Genomic DNA, 18034 nt, shown 5'->3' with positions numbered 1-18034 from the left:
AGTCGCGGGACCGCGCCAAATGGTAGTCTGCACGGGTTGCGTACGCGCGGCATCGTGCGCTCCTTTGTCGCGATGCGCTCGCGTCGCGCCTGACTGCAAGGAGTCCATCATGAAAGGCGACAAAACCGTCATCCAGTTTCTCAACAAGCAACTGACCAACGAGCTGACGGCCATCAACCAGTATTTCCTGCATGCCCGCATGCTGAACCATTGGGGCTTCGACAAGCTGGGCAAGCACGAGTACGAAGAATCCATCGGCGAAATGAAGCATGCCGATCGTCTGATTGCCCGCATCTTCATGCTGGACGGCCTGCCCAACCTGCAGGACCTGCACAAGCTGCTGATCGGCGAAGACGTGCCCGAGCTGCTGGCCTGTGACCTCAAGCTCGAGCAAGGCGCCCAGGCGACCGTCAAGGAAGCCATTGCCTACTGCGAATCGGTGCGCGACTACGTTTCGCGCGATCTGTTCCAGGACATCCTGGACGACACCGAAGAACACATCGATTACCTGGAAACGCAGATCGACCTGATCGACAAGGTCGGCATCCAGAACTACCTGCAAAGCCAGATGTCCGTGCCCGAATAAGGCGGCTGGCTGCAAAAAGAATGGCGCCCCACGGGGCGCCATTTTTCATGCCGCGCGCCTGCGCCTGCAGGCTGCGAGCGTTGGGACTATTGCGGACGGGCCGGGCATTCGGCCATGGTGCCCCAGGCGCGGTTGGGCGCGCAGTACTTGTTGCGCGCGTTCCAGGAGCACGAGGGGCGCTCAAAGAAGCCTTGCGTGGCGCATTGGGCCAGCTCGCGCTTGAGCGCATCCTGCCAGCCTTGCGCTCCAGCCGCCGGGGCGGTGTTGGGCGGCGGCGGAGGCGCCTGCACCATCTGCGGCGTGCCGTAGCTGCCGCCGGCGGCCACGCCGCCGTTGATGGCAGTGGACGTGCCGGGAACCAGCAGATCCATCGTGCTGACGTCCGAGGTGCCCGAAGGCAGCGGCACTTGCGACGCAGCCGCGATTTCGCGCGCCTGTTCGGGGCTGATGCGTTCGCGGGAGATCTGCACGGCGGGATCGCTGACCGTGTCGAACAGCGACACGGTGTTGACCTGCCATTCGCGGTCGGCCGGCTTGTCCGGCACGCCCAGCGTGCCGTCGATGCGCGGCTGGGGCGGCTGCGCGACATACGGGCGACCGTTGGCATCCAGCACCGGTTGCTGGGAGGCGGACGCATCCTGCCCGGGAGCGGGTGACGCCGCGGGCGCATGCGCCACAAGCCAATCACCCAGTTGAAGCCCGCCCCAAGCCGACGCGCCGAGCGCGATCAGGAGCGTTGCGAATAAAAAACGCCAAGACATTGCTACCCTCAATCTGCCGTGCGGAACCCGAACGGGTTTACGCTTTGTCTCCGAAAACCTTGCCGCCGTGCTCGCGCATGGCGTGGAATTTCACATCGGGATACAGTTCCTCGGCGACGCGCAACTGCGCGGGAGAACCGATCAAAAACGCCGCAGCATCCACCACATCATAGGCGATATGGGCGGCATTGGCATCCATGAACTTGCGCAGCGCCTTGGGGTTTTCAGACGTAATCCAACGTGCCATTGTGTAGCGCGACGGCAGCATCCGGGCATCCACGCCGTACTCCGTCTTGAGACGATGGGCGACCACTTCGAACTGCAGTTGGCCGACCGCGCCCAGCAGCAGCGAGCCGCCGGCGGCCTCGGGACGGAACACCTGGATCGCGCCTTCCTCGCCCAGCTGGGTCAGTCCGGTGCGCAGTTGCTTCGTGCGCAGCGGGTCTTTCACTTCGACCGCCTGGAACAGTTCGGGCGCGAAGAACGGCAGGCCGGTGAACTGCAGGGTTTCCCCCTCGGTCAGCACGTCGCCCAGTTGCAGCACGCCATGGTTGGGAATGCCGATCACGTCGCCGGCATACGCCTCGTCCAGCAATTCGCGGCGCTGCGACAGAAAGGACACGACGTTGTTCGGGCGCATTTCCTTGTTGGTGCGCGCCACCTTCAGGCGCATGCCGCGCTCGAAGCGGCCGGAGCTCACGCGCACGAACGCGACGCGGTCGCGGTGCGCGGGGTCCATGTTGGCTTGCACCTTGAACACCACGCCGGTGAACTTGGGCTCTTCGGGCTGCACCTCGCGTTGCAGGGCGACGCGCGCGCCGGGAGGCGGGGCCTGGTCAACCAGGGCGTCCAGCACTTCCTGCACGCCGAAGTTGTTGATGGCCGATCCGAAGAACACGGGCGTCTGCTTGCCGGCCAGGAACTGGTCGCGATCAAAGGCGGGGGCGGCTTCGTTGATGAGTTCGATCTCGCCGCTGGCCTGGTCGAATGCCGAGCCGAAGCGCTTGGCGATTTCGGGGTTGGTCAGGCCTTCGATGAAGTCGTCGTTGTCGGAACGGCGCTCCTGGCCGGGGCGGAAGACGCGCATGCGGTCGCGGCGGATGTCGAACACGCCGCCGAACGACTTGCCCATGCCCACCGGCCACGAGAACGGCACCGCGTCCATGCCCAGATGGCCTTCGATCTCGGACAGCAGTTCCAGGGGTTCGCGCACTTCACGGTCCATCTTGTTGATGAACGTGATGATGGGCGTGTTGCGCGCGCGGCAGACCTGCAGCAGGCGGATGGTCTGCGGCTCGACGCCGTTGGCGGCGTCGATGACCATCAGCGCGGCATCGACCGCCGTCAGCACCCGATAGGTGTCTTCGGAGAAGTCCTGGTGGCCCGGGGTGTCGAGCAGGTTGATGACGCAGTCGCGGTACTCCATCTGCATCACCGAGGACGCCACGGAAATGCCGCGCTGCTTTTCGATCTCCATCCAGTCGGACGAGGCGTGGCGCGACGCCTTGCGCGCCTTGACGCTGCCCGCGATCTGGATCGCGCCTGCGAACAGCAGCAGCTTTTCCGTCAGCGTGGTCTTGCCCGCGTCAGGGTGGGAAATGATGGCGAACGTACGGCGCCGTGCGACTTCGTTGGAAATGCTCATGATCGGAGGATTCTACTTAACGCGGCATTTTCAGGCCGGCGCGGTCCGGTGTCGTGCATGAAAACATGTGGGGCACGCGCCGCTGTCGGCGCGTGCCCCACGCTTCAAATTCAGGAATGGCGGCGGAACGTCGCCAAAAACACGCCGGCCAGGATGAAGAGCGACCCGAAGGTCCGGTTCATCCAGCGGATGTGCTTGGCGTCGCGCAAGAGGCGCAGCACGCGCGCCGCCAGCAGCGTGTACACGCCCATCGCCACCAGGTCGGTGAAGGCCAGCGTGGCCGCCAGCGCCGCGTACTGCGGGGTCAGCGAAAGCGCGGGGTCCACGAACTGCGGCACCACCGCCAGCAGGAACACCGTGCCCTTGGGGTTCATGGTGTTGATCAGGAACCCGCGCATGACGAGTTCGCGAATGGACGCCTTCTTGGGATCGCCCGCGTCCACCGCGACCGGCGCGGCGTCCGTGCGGATCTGGCGCACGCCCAGGTAGATCAGGTAGGCCACGCCCAGGTACTTGACCACGTTGAAGGCCATTTCGGACGTGGCCAGCACGGCGCCCAATCCCACGGCCACCACGACGAACTGGAACAGGATGCCCAGGATCAGGCCCGCCGTGTTCCAGTAGCCGCGCGCAAAGCCGTATTTCAGGCCGGACGACATGGCCGAGATCGCGCCCGCGCCCGGTGAGAACGAAATGGCCCAGGAGGCCAGGAAGAACGTCAACCAGGTGGATAAGGGCATGATGGCGCGGGGTCGTGGATCGCAGGATTGGGATTGCCGGTGATATTACCTGCTTGCTGTTACTTGCTCAGCAGCGCGGCGCGGGGAGCGCCGGAACGCCCCTGCGCCGGACGTCCTTCGGACGGGCGGCCTGTCGCGGCATTGCCGGCCGGACGCGCCGAGCCTTCGGGGCGGCGGTGGTTCTGCTGCGGACGGGCCTCGGCGCGGCCAGCGTGAGCCGGACGGTCGGTGGGCTTGCCGTCACGCGGACCGGCGTTGGCGCGGCCTTCGCCGGCGCGGGCCGGCGCGGGCGCGCGGCCGCCAGCCGCTGCGCGCGGCTGGCCCTGGCCGGGACGCGAACGCCCCGCCCCGCCGTTGCCGCCGCGGCCGCCGCCGCCATTGCGCGGGCCGCCGCGCTGGTTGCGGGAGTCCTCGTCGCGTTCCTGGCGTTCGAAGGCGGCCGCGCTGGTGGCCGGAGGCGTCCAGCCTTCGACCGGCTTGCGTTCGATCGTCTTCTTGATCAGGCGCTCGATATCCTTGAGCAGCTTGATCTCGCTGTTGTCGACCAGCGAGACCGCGGCGCCGGTGGCGCCGGCGCGGCCCGTGCGGCCGATGCGGTGCACGTAGTCTTCCGGCACGTTGGGCAGCTCGAAGTTCACCACCTGGGGCAACTGGTCGATGTCCAGGCCGCGGGCCGCGATGTCGGTCGCGACCAGCACGGTCACGGTGCTGTCCTTGAAGCCGGCCAGCGCGCGCGTGCGGGCCGATTGGCTCTTGTTGCCGTGGATGGCCGCGGCGGTCAGGCCGTCCTTGACCAGCTTTTCGGCCAGGCGGTTGGCGCCGTGCTTGGTGCGCGTGAACACCAGCACCTGGTGCCAGCCGCTTTCACGGATGATGTGGCTGATCAGGTCGCGCTTGTGATGCTGTTCCACCATGTGCACCGTCTGGGTGACCAGCTCGGTGGCGGTGTTGCGCGGGGTGACGGACACTTCGCCCGGGTTGTTCAGGACGCCGCGCGCGAGCGTGCGGATCTCGTCCGAGAACGTGGCCGAGAACAGCAGGTTCTGGCGCTGCTTGGGAAGCAGCGCGAGAATCTTGCGGATGTCGCGGATGAAGCCCATGTCCAGCATGCGGTCGGCTTCGTCCAGCACCAGGATTTCCACGCCCGACAGGTCGATCGTCTTCTGGCCGCAGTGATCCAGCAGGCGGCCCGGGGTGGCCACCAGGATGTCCAGCGGCTTGCGCAGTGCGGAAATCTGGGGGTTGATGTTGACGCCGCCGAACATCACCATGGAGGTCAGCGCGGTGTACTTGCCATAGGTCTGCACCGATTCGGCGACCTGCGCGGTCAATTCACGCGTGGGGGTCAGGATCAGGCAGCGGGGGCGGCCGGGCTTACGGGCCTCAAGCTTTTTCTGCGACAGCAGATGCAAAATGGGCAAGGTGAAGCCGGCGGTCTTGCCGGTGCCCGTCTGGGCGGCCGCGAGCAGGTCGCCGCCTTTGAGCACTTGCGGAATGGCCTGGGCCTGGATGGGCGTGGGCGCGGTGTAGCCGGTGTCGGCGATGGCGCGCAATAGCGAATCAGCCAGCCCGAGGTCGGCAAAAGGGGAAGAGGTAGTCAAAACAACTCCAGCGGCAGCCTGTCGCTCTAGTCGAGAGACTCCAATCCAGGCGGTCGAATAAGGAGAAAAGGGAAGCGCCCTGTTGGGCGAAGCTTGGCAGCGAAGGGCCTAGCGGACGTGCGCAGATTGGCATAGCGCACGAAAGGATTGTAGCTGATGTGGCGGTGCGGCATACGGCGCGGGGTGTTATTCGTATTGTTCAGCAACAATTCGCATCAAATCAGAACGAAATAAGTGTTTTCCCTAGGCGACCCTCCCTATAATCCGTCCGCTTTCACCTATCGAACCTAAAGGGATGCAATGAAGAAATCGGCAATAGTTGGCATCGTCGTCGCGCTTGGCGCGGTCTGGACCGGCACGGCCTGGTACACGGGCCAAAAGGCCGAAGCCTTCGTCAAGCAGGCCATCGAGGACTCGAACGTCGAGCTCAAAAAGGCGGGCGACAAGTGGGGCATCAATGCGGTCGCCGAGCTGGCGTCGTTCGAGCGCGGCGTGTTCTCCTCCGTGGCGCGCTACCGCATCAAGTTCACCGATCCCGCGACCGGCGGTGCGCCCGCGAAGGAACATGAGGTCCTGTTCGTCGAACACCTGAGCCACGGCCCCCTGCCGCTGTCCAACCTGAAGTCGGGCAAGTTCGTGCCGGCCATGGTCGCCAGCGACTTCGCGCTGGAAGAGACGCCGACCGTCAAGGAATGGTTCGCCGCCGCCAAGGGCGCGGTGCCGCTGTCGGGCCACTACAGCGTCAGCTACGGCAAAGACATCACCGGCAACTTCGACATGGCGCCCGTGGAAATCGCCAAGGACGCCTCGAAGCTCGCCTTCTCGGGCATGAAGGGCGACTTCGAGTACGCCACGTCCACCAAGCGCGGCGTGTTCAACGTGGCCGCCGACAGCCTGGTGTTGTCCGGTCCGTCCGAGGACAGCGACATCACCGCCATGGCGGTCAAGGGCATCACCCTGACCAGCGACATGAAGCCGGCTGCCAACGACATGTACGTGGGCAGCCAGAAGGTGACGTTCAAGGATTGGACGATCACGTCCAAGGAAAAGCCTCCGGTCCAGTTCAAGGACACGAGCATTGCCGTGGACCTGACGGAAGCCGGCCCGGCCATGGGCGCCAAGATGGCCGTTGATTTCGGCATGATCAACGTGCAGGCCAAGGACATGGCCGGCATGAAGCTCGTCATCGACGCGCAGAACCTGGATTCCAAGGCGCTGAAGGCGTTGAACGACGTCTACGAGGCCGCCTCGCGCCGCATGCTGCAAAGCCAGGGCGAACAGACGACGCCGGAATTCACGGACGAAGAGCGCGCCGTGCTCAAGACCAACCTGGAGCAACTGCTGGCCGGCAATCCGACGCTGGCCGTGGCGCCGCTTGAAGTGCGCACCGCCAACGGCACGTCCATGTTCAACCTGAACCTGGCGCTGGCCAAGCCGGCCGCGCTGGACGGCGAGTTTTCCGACATGCTGGTGCAGGCCCTGCGCAAGCTGGACGCCAAGCTGGTGCTGTCCAAGGCCAACCTGGCCGACCTGATGGCCATCGAGCCGCAGACGCGTGGCGTGCCGGCCGACCAGGCCGCGCAGACCGCCAAGGGTCAGGCTGAAATGGTGGGCACCATGGCCATCGCGATGGGCCTGGGCAAGCTGGAGAACGACAGCATCGTGACCTACCTGAACTACGCTGACGGCCAGGTGGACTTCAACGGCAAGAAGATGCCGCTGGAACAGTTCATGATGATGGTCATGGGCGGAGTCCTGGGCGGCGCGCGCTAAACCGGCTGGAACTTCGTACCGGTGCGCCGCAAGACTGGGCGCACCCGCGGCGGGCTGTCATGACGACAGCCCGTTTTCATTTCCCGCCGCGTTCAGGACGGCAAGGCCCCCGCCGCGAGTTCGCCGTTGCGCAGCACGGCCACATGGAAGCGCTTGTCGGCTGCCTGCATGATGTCTTCGGTGGGATCGCCCTTCACCAGCAGCAGGTCGGCCACCTTGCCGTCGGCGACGACGCCGTGGTCAACCAGGCCCATCAGGTCGTGCCCGCGCGACGTGCCGGCGATCAGGGCGTCCACCGGCGTCATGCCGAACTCCACCATGTAAGCCAGCTCCATGGCGTTTTCGCCATGCAGGTTGAAGGGCGTGCCCGCGTCCGTGCCCAGCGCGATGCGCCCGCCGGCCTTGTAGTACATCTGGAAGGACTCGCGATGGCGCTGTTCCACCGCGCGAGCCTTTTCCACTGCGTAGGCGGGAATGCCGTTGTCGGCGTTGGCGATGATGTTGCGCACGGCGGCGATGGTGGGCACCAGATAGGTCTGGGCCTCCAGCATCTCGCGCAGGCAGTCGTCGTCCATGAAGATGCCGTGCTCGATGGAATCGATGCCGGCGCGCACGGCATTCAGGATGCCCTGCGTGCCTTGCGCGTGGCTGGCCGTGCTCTTGCGAAAGCGCTTGGCCTCGTGCACGCCCGCCTTCATCTCGTCAAAGCTGTAGTGTGCGTCCATCGGGCTGACGCCGGGCGTCATGACCCCGCCCGTCGCCATGATCTTCACGAGGTCGCAGCCCGCGTGAACCTGTTCGCGCACCGCCTTGACCACTTCCTCGCAGCCATCGGCCACGCGGCCGATCCGGTTGCCGTGGCCGCCCGTCATGCAGATGATGCGGCCCGACGCCTTAATGGTGGGGCCGGGAAAAACGCCGCGCGCGATGGCGTCGCGCACGCCGAATTCCAGGTAGTCCTTGCCCCCGCAGTCGCGCAGCGCGGTGACGCCGCCGCGCAGGCTGGCCTGCGCATTCTCCAGCGCGGTCAGCGTGATCTGTGCCGGGCCCTGCTTGCTCAATTGCGCGTTGGGATCCGCGCCACCCGTGTAGACCAGGTGCACGTGGCAGTCCGCCAGGCTGGGCATGAGCGTCATGCCCGTGGTGTCCACGCGCGCGCCCGCGTAGCCGGAGAACTCGCCGGCTGGCGCCACCCGCGCCACGCGGGCGCCCTCGACCAGCACGCCGTGTCCGGGCAGCATCCGCCCCATTCCGTCGAATACCTTGCCGCCGATGAAGAGGGTCTGTCGTGTCGCGGTCATGTCAGGAGGGCTCCGGTTGCGCGGGGTCTCAGCCCACCACGTCCAGCCCTTCGCGGGACATGGACTGCAGGCGGGGCATGAGGCCAAGCAGATGTTGGCTGTAGGGGTGCTGCGGGTGTTCGAACAGGGCTTCCGTTTCGGCCACTTCCAGCAGTTCGCCATGGCGCATGACGCCGACGCGATCGCACATCTGGCGGATCACCGGCAAGTCGTGGCTGATGAAGAGCATGGTCAGGCCCAGCTCTTCCTGCAGGTCCTTGAGCAGGTTCAGGATCTGCGCCTGGATGGACACGTCCAGCGCCGAGGTGGGCTCGTCGCAGATCAGGAAACGCGGCCGCGTGGCCAGCGCGCGCGCGATGCAGATGCGCTGGCGCTGGCCGCCGGAGAATTCGTGCGGGAAGCGTTCCGCGGCGCGGTCGGCCAGGCCCACCACGTCCAATAGGTCGGCCACGATGCGGCGCGTTTCCGCCTCGCTGGCCGCGAGCTTGTGGAAGCGGATGGGCTCGGCCACGATGTCCAGCACGCGCATGCGCGGGTTCAGCGACGAAAAGGGATCCTGGAAGATCATCTGGATCTGCCGCCGGAAGGGATTGAGTTCCTTCTCGCCCTTGAGCGCCGTGAGGTCGGTCCCGCCGAACGTGACCGAGCCTTCGCTGGGCGTGTAGAGGCCCGAGATCAGCCGCGCGACGGTGGATTTGCCCGATCCCGATTCGCCGACCAGGCCAAAGACCTCGCCCTCGCCGATCGACAGATTGATGCGCTTGACCGCGTCCAGCGTGCGCTGGTTGCGCTTGAAAAAGGCGCTCTTGAGCACGAAGCGCATGGAAAGGTCGCGCACCTGGACCAGCGGGCCGTCCGTGCGCTTGCCGAAGTCGCGGCGCTGCCCCAGCCAGTGCGTGGCCAGGTCCAGCGGCTGCGCGGGCGTCCTCACGGATTCGATGTAGGTCACCAGCGGAAAACGCTTGAGCTTGATGTCGGGCCGCGGCACGGCCGAGATGAGGCTGCGCGTGTAGGCATGGTCGGGGTCGCCCAGGATCTTGGCGGTGGGACCCTGCTCCACCAGCTTGCCGCGGTACAGCACCGCCACGCGGTCCGTCACGTCCGCGATCACGCCCATGTCGTGCGTGATGATGATCATGCCGACCTGCTCTTCGCGGCACAGCTTCTTGAGCAGGTCCAGGATCTGCGCCTGGATCGACACGTCCAGCGCGGTGGTGGGCTCGTCGGCGATGATGACCTCGGGCTTGCAACATAGCGCCAGCGCGATCACCACGCGCTGCCGCATGCCGCCCGAGAATTGATGCGGGTACTGCTGGACGCGCAGCTCGGGCTGGTCGATGCCGACCTGCGCCAGGAGCTGCACGGCGCGCTTCTTTGCCGCGTCGTGCGACAGGTCCAGGTGGACCAGCATCGTTTCGACGAGCTGGCTTTCCACGGTCTGCAGCGGGTCGAGCGAGGTCAGCGGATCCTGGAAGATCATGCCGATGCGCCGGCCCCGGACCTTGCGCTGTTGCGCCGGCGTGAGCGTGTCGATGCGTTCGCCGTTCAGCAGCACCGACCCGCCGGCCAGGCGTCCCGGCGCTTCGAGCAGGCCGATGACGGCATTGCCGATGGTGGACTTGCCCGCGCCGGATTCGCCCACCACGCCCAGGATCTCGCCTTTTTCCAGGGACAGCGATACGCCGTCCACCGCCACCATCGTGCCGCGGCGGCTGGGAAATTCGATACGGATGTCTTCGATGTTCAACAAGGCCATGGCAATCTCAGCGCAGCTTGGGGTTGAGCGCGTCGCGCAGCCAGTCGCCCAGCAGGTTGACCGACAGCACCAGCGCAACCAGCGCGATGCCGGGGAAGATGGAGATCCACCACATGCCCGAGAACAGGTAACTGTTGCCGATGCGGATCAACGTGCCCAGCGACGGCGCGGTGGGCGGCACGCCCACGCCCAGGAACGACAGGGTGGCTTCGGTGATGATGGCGATCGCGAGGTGGATGGTGGCGATCACCAGCACCGGTCCCATGACGTTGGGCAGGATGTGGCGGCGCAGGATGGTGATGGGTCCGATGCCGATCAGCTTGGCCGCCTGGACGTATTCCTTGTTGCGCTCGACCAGCGTGGAGCCGCGCACGGTGCGCGCGTACTGCACCCAGCCCGAAATCCCGATGGCGAAGATCAGCACATAGAGCGCAAGCTGGTCGTGCATGTCGCGCGGCAGCAGTCCGCGCGCCACGCCGTCGATCAGCAGCGCGACCAGGATCGCGGGAAACGAGAGCTGCACGTCGGCGATGCGCATGATGAAGCTGTCGACGCGCCCGCCTGCGTAGCCGCTGATGAGGCCGAGCGTCACGCCCAGCACCATCGAGAACAGCACCGAGGCAAAGCCGACCAGCAGCGACACGCGAGAGCCGTACATGACTGCCGACAGGATGTCGCGGCCCTGGTCGTCCGTGCCCAGCAGGAAGTCGGGGCTGCCGCCCTCTTCCCAGGCCGGGGGCGTGTTGGCGTCCATGATGCTCAGGGACGCGAGATCGAAGGGATTGTGGGGCGCGACGACCGGCGCGAACAACGCGCCGAGCACGATGACCAGCGTGACGATCGCGGCGACGATGGCGCCGGGCGAACGCTTGAAGCTGTGCCACAGGTCGCTGTCGGCGGCGCGCGTGAAGAAGGGGGCGATGCGAGCGATCATGCGATTTCCTTTTTTACCGCCATTCACTTGCTCTGCACGCGCAGGCGCGGGTCGACGACGAAGTACAGCAGGTCGACAATCAGATTGATGACCACGAACATGAAGGCGATCAGCACCAGATAGGCGGCCATGACCGGGATGTCCACCATGCTGATGGCCTGGATGAACAGGAGCCCCATGCCGGGCCACTGGAACACCGTCTCGGTGATGATGGCGAAGGCGATGATGGAACCCAGCTGAAGGCCGGTGATGGTGATGACGGGCACCATCGTGTTCTTGAGCGCATGGCGGAAGTTGATCAGCCTTTCCGGCAGGCCGCGCGCCCGCGCGAACTTGATGAAGTCGGCGCGCAGCACCTCCAGCATCTCGGCGCGCACCAGGCGCATGATGAGCGTCATCTGGAAGAGCGCCAGCGTGATGGCGGGCATGATGAGCGCCAGCCAGCCGGACTTGGTGAGAAAGCCGGTGGTCCACCATCCCAGGCTCACGACGTCGCCCCGCCCGAAACTGGGCAGCCAGCGCAGCTGCACGCCGAAGAACAGGATGAGCAGGATGCCGATCAGAAAGGTGGGCAGGGAAATGCCCGCCAGCGAGATCGCCATGAAGGCCTTGGACAGCACGCCGTGGCGCTTGAGCGCGGTGTAGATGCCCATGGGAATGCCCAGCGCCAGCGCCATGACGGCGGACACGAATGACAATTCCAGCGTGGCGGGCATGCGCTCTTCGAGCAATTCGCTGACCGGCCGGCGATGGCGGTAGGACATGCCGAAGTCGCCCTGCACCGCGTTGGCGACGAAGTGGGCGTACTGCACGATGAAGGGATCGTCCAGGCCGAGCTGTTCGCGCAACTGGGCGCGCTGCTCGGGCGTCGTGTCCTGGCCGACCATGCTGGCGACCGGGTCGCCCACGTAGCGGAACATGGCGAACGCGATCAGCGCCACCGTCAGCATCACCAGCACCGACTGGAACAGCCGCTGCGCAATAAAGGAAAGCATCTCAGGAAGCCCTCTTGTTCGGATGGCACCGGGCCGCGTTCCGCACGCGAGGCGGGAATGGGGGCTGGGCCGGGTGCGTCCGGGCGGCGCGAGCCGCCCGGGGTTGCATCAAGCGCCGCGCTACGGCAGCACGACGTTGCGCAGATCGAGCACGTCGTCGGCACGCTGCGTGACGGTGACGTTTTCCTTCACGCCCCAGGACATGGGTTGCTGGTGCAGCGGCAGGTAGCCGAAGTCGGTGCGCACGATGCCGAAGGCTTCCTTGATCATCGCGTTGCGCTTGGCCTGATCGGTTTCGACGCCGATCTTGTTGGTCAGCTCGTCGACCTTCTTGTTGCAGTAGCCGCCCAGGTTGAACTGGCCCGCGGCCGTCTTGGCGTCGCGGCACGAGGTCAGGTTCAGCAGGGTGTTGTGCGCGTCGGTCGAGCTGGGCGTCCATCCCAGCATGTACATGCTGGTCTGGTTGCCGGCCTGCAGCAGGATCTTGCCGAAGTACTTGGACTTGGTCTGCGCCAGCAGGTTGATCTTGATGCCGACGCGCGCCAGCATGCCGGCCACGGCCTGGCAGACCTTTTCGTCATTGACGTAGCGGTCGTTCGGGCAGTCCATGGTGACGGTGAAGCCCTTGGGATAGCCGGCTTCGGCCAGCAGCTTCTTGGCGCGTTCAGGATCGGGCTTGTACGGCGCGCCGAAGGATTCGTCGTAGCCGTTGATGGACGTGGCGATGAGCGAGCCCAGCGGCTTGGCCGCGCCGCGCATGATCTTTTCGTTGATGGCCTTGGTGTCGACGGCCAGCACGACGGCCTCGCGCACGCGGATATCCTTGAACGGGTTCTTGCCCTTCACGTCGGAGAACAGGAGCTCATCGCGGTCCTGGTCCATGCCGATGAAGATGGCGCGGGCTTCGGGCGCGGTCAGCGGCTTGACGCCCTTGGCGTCTTCCAGGCGCTTCCAGTCCTGTACCGGCACGGGCTGCACGACGTCCATTTCACCCGAGATCAGCGCGGCGACACGCGTGGCTTCCTGCGTGATCGGCTGGAAGATGACCTCGTCGATGTTGGTCTTGATGTTCTTGTTCCAGTAGCCGTCGTAGCGCTTGAGCACGGTCTTCACGTCGGGCTGGCGTTCGGTCAGCATGAACGGGCCGGTGCCGTTGGCGTGCAGGTTGGCGTAGTTGCCCTGGTTGTCGCCCTTGACGTTGGTCGCCTCGGTGGTCTTGTTCTTCTCCGCCCAGTTCTTGCTCATGATGTACAGGAACACCCATTCGCGCGGCAGGATGGGGTTGGGCGTGGGCGTGGTGACTTCGATGGTGTAGTCATCCACCTTCTTGATGTCGGTGGCCTTGGCGCCGTAGCCCTTCATGTCGGAGCCCGGCGTCAGGCTGCGCTTCCACGAGAAGATCACGTCGTCGGCGGTGAAGGGCGAGCCGTCATGGAACTTCACGCCTTTGCGCAGCTTGAAGACCCATTTGGTGGGTTCCGGGTTTTCCCAGCTTTCGGCCAGCAGCGGCGTGAGTTTCAGGTCGCCGTCGTAGCCGGCCAGCGTTTCGTAGATGTTGCCCTGGAAGCCCAGCGTGAAGGTTTCGTTCAGGGCCATCGGATCCATCGACGTGGCGTCGCCCTGGTACGACCAATGCAGGGTCTTGGCAGCCGCGCCGGCGCTGAATGCCAGCGAGGCGGCCACGGCAGCGGCAAGCGCCGCCTGCTTGAAGTGGTGAAAAGTACGCATAGCCCTCATGCTCCGTGTGGTGCGCGGATAGCGCGACAGAAGTGACAGGGCCCCGGCCCCATGGGGATCCGGGGCATGGCGTTGCTGCTTAAGACGAAGGAAGGGGGGGAGCCGGGCGGCGCGCGGCGCAAACTGCGCACGGGCCGGGGACGGCGACGCCGGGAATCACTGCGCAGGACTTCGACTTCACGATAGATCCAACCCCTTGTGATTGACATGACGGGGACGGACCCGCGTCGATGCAGATCGAATCTTATCGACGCATTCGTTTAAGCGTCAATCGGTTTGGATTGGGGTTATTACGCGCTTGCCGTATGCGTTGAATGGTGCGTTCGGCGAGGCATGCGGGCTGCCGGTCAATCGGCCGGCAGCGGCGTGGATGCGAGGGTTTTCGCCAATTCATGCAGCACGCGCTTGCGGCGGTCGCTGTCTTCATAGTGTTTACCCAGGGCCGACCATTCGGGCCGGCTGCGCGCTTCCTTCAGGGCTTCCGGCAAAGGGCCCTTGCGCCATGCGTCATCGGCCGGGAGGTCTAGCCGCAATGGCTCGCGCGCGGCGTGGCCGCGTCGTTCCAGCGCTTCGATCAACTGCCGCTGGCGCAACGCAAGCAGGCGCAACACGGCATCGTCCACGCTGATTTCGCGCCAGCCGCGCAGCTTGCCCGCGACGCGCTTGCCGAGCTTTTCCACGCCCTGCCACAGCCCGCCCGCGGCGGCGCCGATCAGCATGCCGGTTCCCAGGCTCAAGCCCGCGCTCATCAGATCAACCGCGGCGCCGGCCATGGCGCCCGCGGCGGCGCCCATGCCGACCTGCACACCCATGTCCTTGAGCGCCTGCGGATGGAAGAGATCCATGCCCCAGCGTTCGCCTTGCAGCGGCAGCGCTTCGTCGGCGTAATCCGCCGCGCGGAAGTTGTAGAGCGCCAGCAGCGCGTTCACGCAGGTCTGTTCGCGCTGGCGCACCTGGTCGCGCAGCAGGCCAGAAGCGGCGGCGAGCGCGCCGTCGTCGCTGGGGCTGGACAGATGGAGCGCGGCGACGTCGATCAGCAGGTCCGCGAGCAGTTCGTAGGCCGCGGCGTGGCGCTCGCGTCGCTGCGCGGCCAGGCTGTCGGACAGCCGCGCCAGCGCGCCGGCGTGGCGGTCCAGCAGCACGCCGAGCTTGGCGTACAACTGCTGTTCGCCATCGAGCGGCGGCGCCACGGTGTCGAATTCCACCACCGCATGCAGGCCCAGCCGCGCCATGGCGTCGCGCCATTCGTCGGCGCGGTGCGCCGGCGCGTTCACGAAGTTGAGCACCGGAAGCAGGGGCCGTCCGCAAGCGGCCAGGATGGCGAGTTCATCGCGATGCTTGCCCAGCACCGGATCGCGCGCGTCGATGACGTACAGCGCCGCATCGCAGTCCAGCATCTTGGTCAGGACGCGCGCTTCCTGCTCGTAGCGGCCGTGCGCTTCGGGCGTGTCCAAAAAGCGGCGGATGCGCGCGGGACCGTCGAGCCGTTCGCCGGGACGGTCCAGGCGCTCCAGGTACTCCAGCAAGGCAATGCTGTCTTCCATGCCCGGCGTATCGAACCATTCGAGCACGGGCCGTCCATCCAGGCGCAGGCGCGCGCCTTCGACGTGGCGTGTGGTGCCGGGGCGGTCGGCCACTTCGCCGAAGCTGGTGTCGCGCGTCAGCGTGCGCAGGAGCGAGGTCTTGCCGGTGTTGGTGTGGCCGACGAGGGCGATCTTGATGAGGGGGTCAGCCATGGCCGGTCTCCAGCCAGTCCAGCGGCGCGACGGGCGTCTGCAGGATGGCGGCGGCGGGCAGGCCCAGCGCCAGCAGCCGGTCGCGCCAGAGGTCGGCGCGCGTGTCGGCGCCGGCGTGAGGCAGGATCAGCCAGACTCGGGTCTGCCCCGCATGCGCGGACAGGTCCGCAATGAGCGACAGGGTGCCGCGGTCGGGAGTCTGGCGCGCGTCGCAGGCGATCAGGAGGCGCGAGGCGGCGGACTGGGCCAGCGCATCGAGCACCCGGTTGCGCTCGACGCGCGTATCCAGGTTGCCTGCCTGGCGGATGCCGTCAGGCAGGTCCGCGGGGGGCCAGGCCAGGTCCGCGGGCAATTCCAGTCCCAGCAGCACGGGCTGGCCGCCCAGCCCCTCCAGCGCTGGCGCGTGCACGCGCGGTTCGTGCAGAGGATCGACCGGACGGTCGATGCCGGTGGACAGGGCGGGCGGTTCGAGCCTGTCGCGCAGCGTCGAGAAGCCGGCGAGTGCGGGATCGATGCGCACGCGTCGCAGCGCGCGCAGCGTGGCCGCCGCGCACAGCGCGCCGGCGATCAGGCGCGGCACGATGCCGTAGACCACCACGACGCCGATCAGCCACAGCGACCATTGCGCCTGCGCGGCGGCGGGCAGGACTTGCGTGCCGTCGCTGGCGCGGATGGTGGCGGCGTCGGGCATGGGAAAGCCCAGATGGGCCGGCAGCCAGCCGATGGCCTGCGTGAGCCAGACGAAGGTGTCGGGCGCCAGCAGCGTGGTGGCCCAGACGAAGCGGTAGCTGGCGGTGGACAGCACCACGAGCAGGGTCGCCAGCGCGGCGCACAGCGCCGTCAGCCACAGCAGATGGCTGATGCTGCCGAAGAGGCCGCGCAAGGCGCCCGCGCGCGTCAGCAGATTCAGGAAGGCCTGCGGCACCAGCGCGCCGTCCGGGCCGCGCGCCAGCTTGCGCGTGGCCCAGAGCCAGAGGCGGCCAAGCCCGGTCACGGCCGAGGGCCGCAGCAGGAAGCTCGCCAGCCAGACCAGGAAGGTCAGCGCATGCAGGCCCAGGAGCGCGCCCATGGCCCAGAGCACATTGACCGGGCGCGTGCCGTCGCCCAGCGCGCCCAGGGCGGCGCCCGCGCCGGAGACCAGCGCCAGCAGGAAGAGAACGACCAGCATGGCCGTGGCGCTGCGGCGCCAGGCTTCGACGAGGGGGATCAGGTTTTCCCGTTGGGCCAGCAGCGTGGCGCGGGCCAGGATGCGCGATGGCAAGTCGGCATCGAGCTGGCGCACCTGCCGCACCGCCTGCGCGTCCTCCAGCGGGCCCCAGTGCGCTTCGCGCAACCGGATCAGTTCGGCCAGCCAGTGCGCGCCCAGGCGGCGCTGGCTGGCGCTATCGGCGAGGGGGGAAGGTTCGCGAGAGGTCGGGGACGGCATCGCGTCGGTGCAGGCAGGATCAGGCCGAGTGAGGCCGCTAGGGCGATGCGCCATTGTAGACCGCGCGGTGCGGCACACGGCCTGCCAGCGCGCCGTATCAGTGGCCGGCGCGCGCGCTGCGGTACTGGCCTGGGGTGACGCCGATGGCGTCGCGAAAGACGCGCGCGAGGTGGCTGGCGCTGCCGAAGCCGCAGGCTTGCGCGATCCCTGCCAGGTCGCCCTTGCCCGTCGCCAGCAGGCTTCTGGCGCGGGCGAGGCGCCGGCCGCGCACCCAGGCGTGAGGCGGCTCGCCAAACGAGGCGTGGAACATGCGGGCGAAATGATAGGTGGACAGCGCCGCGACGCCGGCGAGTTCGTCCAGCGTCAGGGGCTCGGCCAGATGGGCGTCCACGTAGTCCATGACGCGGCGGCGCACGCCGGGGGCGAGTCCGCCGCGTGCGGGCTGCGGCGTCTTGCGCGCGACGCCCTGCCCCAGCAGGTGGTGCAGCACGGTCTCGGCCGCGCTGCTCGCGGCCAGGCGGTCCGCCGGCTGGCTCCAGTCGGTACCCAGCAGCCGGCGGCAGACGTCGATCAGCGAGTCGTCGTGGATGTAGGTGCGGTCGCGCAGCTCCAGCGTGCGCGGTTCGCAGTCCAGCCGCATGACGGCTTCGCGCGCCAGGCGCTGCGGCGCGATGTACAGGTGCAGGAAATGCACGTTGTCGTTCATGCACCAGCGCGAATGGTGCTCGGCGGGCAGCACGCAGAACTTGTCCGCGCCGCCATGCAGCGCGTCCTGGCCGACCCGGAACGACTTGTCGCCGCCTTGCAGGTAGAGCGACAGCGTGTGATGGCCGGGCGTGTCGTAGGCCAGCGTTTCGCGGGCGGTGCGCGACCATTGCGAGATCGCCATGCCTTCGCCCAGCGACGCGGCGCGCTGCAGCGTCGCGGTGGAGCGCGACAGGGTGCGAAAGACGGAGAAATCGGCCGGGGCCGTAGCGGTGTTGCCCATGGGAAGGAATGCTACTGCGATCCCGCGCGCGCGACGCGCCCGATTCGGACAAAAG

General features: G+C 66.8%; 14 protein-coding genes. 2 read left to right on the top strand and 12 right to left on the bottom strand.

The window, feature by feature from the left end; translation table 11 throughout:
• The first annotated feature begins 109 nt into the window (after nucleotides 1-109).
• The gene (gene bfr / locus BMW75_RS03955) at nucleotides 110-586 is read left to right on the top strand and encodes a bacterioferritin (RefSeq protein WP_057286114.1); all 477 of its coding nucleotides are present in this window, start codon (nucleotides 110-112) and stop codon (nucleotides 584-586) included.
• 86 nt (nucleotides 587-672) lie between these two features.
• Here bfr and BMW75_RS03950 read toward each other — a convergent pair whose 3' ends face one another.
• The 4 genes from BMW75_RS03950 to BMW75_RS03935 form a co-directional block, all read right to left on the bottom strand.
• Nucleotides 673-1347, bottom strand: coding sequence for a hypothetical protein (locus BMW75_RS03950; protein WP_092576967.1), 675 nt, complete (start codon nucleotides 1345-1347; stop codon nucleotides 673-675).
• A 37-nt stretch (nucleotides 1348-1384) separates the two neighbouring features.
• A complete protein-coding gene (locus BMW75_RS03945; RefSeq protein WP_092576964.1) occupies nucleotides 1385-2992 on the bottom strand; it encodes a peptide chain release factor 3 in 1608 nt (535 codons plus the stop codon).
• A 110-nt stretch (nucleotides 2993-3102) separates the two neighbouring features.
• A complete protein-coding gene (locus BMW75_RS03940; protein ID WP_076518031.1) occupies nucleotides 3103-3732 on the bottom strand; it encodes a LysE family translocator in 630 nt (209 codons plus the stop codon).
• Between the two features lie 59 nt (nucleotides 3733-3791).
• Entirely contained in the window at nucleotides 3792-5333 is a 1542-nt protein-coding gene (locus BMW75_RS03935) for a DEAD/DEAH box helicase (RefSeq protein ID WP_175493090.1), read from the bottom strand.
• Nucleotides 5334-5633: 300 nt separating this feature from the next.
• Between BMW75_RS03935 and BMW75_RS03930 the strand changes: the two genes are divergently transcribed.
• Nucleotides 5634-7106: a YdgA family protein gene (locus BMW75_RS03930; RefSeq protein WP_092576960.1), complete on the top strand. Its 1473-nt coding sequence runs from the start codon at nucleotides 5634-5636 to the stop codon at nucleotides 7104-7106.
• Between the two features lie 92 nt (nucleotides 7107-7198).
• Here BMW75_RS03930 and BMW75_RS03925 read toward each other — a convergent pair whose 3' ends face one another.
• The 8 genes from BMW75_RS03925 to BMW75_RS03890 form a co-directional block, all read right to left on the bottom strand.
• On the bottom strand, nucleotides 7199-8407 hold the full coding sequence (locus BMW75_RS03925) for a metal-dependent hydrolase family protein (protein ID WP_092576957.1): 1209 nt from the start codon (nucleotides 8405-8407) through the stop codon (nucleotides 7199-7201).
• A gap of 28 nt (nucleotides 8408-8435) precedes the next feature.
• Nucleotides 8436-10163: a dipeptide ABC transporter ATP-binding protein gene (locus BMW75_RS03920; protein ID WP_092576954.1), complete on the bottom strand. Its 1728-nt coding sequence runs from the start codon at nucleotides 10161-10163 to the stop codon at nucleotides 8436-8438.
• Between the two features lie 7 nt (nucleotides 10164-10170).
• A complete protein-coding gene (locus BMW75_RS03915) occupies nucleotides 10171-11097 on the bottom strand; it encodes an ABC transporter permease (RefSeq protein WP_076518021.1) in 927 nt (308 codons plus the stop codon).
• A gap of 23 nt (nucleotides 11098-11120) precedes the next feature.
• A complete protein-coding gene (locus BMW75_RS03910) occupies nucleotides 11121-12092 on the bottom strand; it encodes an ABC transporter permease (protein WP_092576951.1) in 972 nt (323 codons plus the stop codon).
• A 120-nt stretch (nucleotides 12093-12212) separates the two neighbouring features.
• A complete protein-coding gene (locus BMW75_RS03905) occupies nucleotides 12213-13820 on the bottom strand; it encodes an ABC transporter substrate-binding protein (RefSeq protein ID WP_092576948.1) in 1608 nt (535 codons plus the stop codon).
• Nucleotides 13821-14176: 356 nt separating this feature from the next.
• Nucleotides 14177-15565 carry a GTPase/DUF3482 domain-containing protein gene (locus tag BMW75_RS03900; protein WP_092576945.1) on the bottom strand — a complete coding sequence of 463 codons (1389 nt, stop codon included), beginning with the start codon at nucleotides 15563-15565 and terminating at the stop codon, nucleotides 14177-14179.
• On the bottom strand, nucleotides 15558-16991 hold the full coding sequence (locus BMW75_RS03895) for a DUF2868 domain-containing protein (RefSeq protein ID WP_092576941.1): 1434 nt from the start codon (nucleotides 16989-16991) through the stop codon (nucleotides 15558-15560). Before BMW75_RS03895 ends, BMW75_RS03900 begins: the two co-directional genes overlap by 8 nt.
• 97 nt (nucleotides 16992-17088) lie before the next feature.
• The gene (locus tag BMW75_RS03890; RefSeq protein WP_092576938.1) at nucleotides 17089-17979 is read right to left on the bottom strand and encodes a helix-turn-helix domain-containing protein; all 891 of its coding nucleotides are present in this window, start codon (nucleotides 17977-17979) and stop codon (nucleotides 17089-17091) included.
• Nucleotides 17980-18034: the final 55 nt, after the last annotated feature.

Origin of the sequence: Achromobacter sp. NFACC18-2 (assembly GCF_900108985.1) — a bacterium.
Classification (GTDB): domain Bacteria; phylum Pseudomonadota; class Gammaproteobacteria; order Burkholderiales; family Burkholderiaceae_B; genus Achromobacter.
Note: the sequence above shows the minus strand (reverse complement) of the source record. Positions and strands in the feature narration are given on the sequence as shown.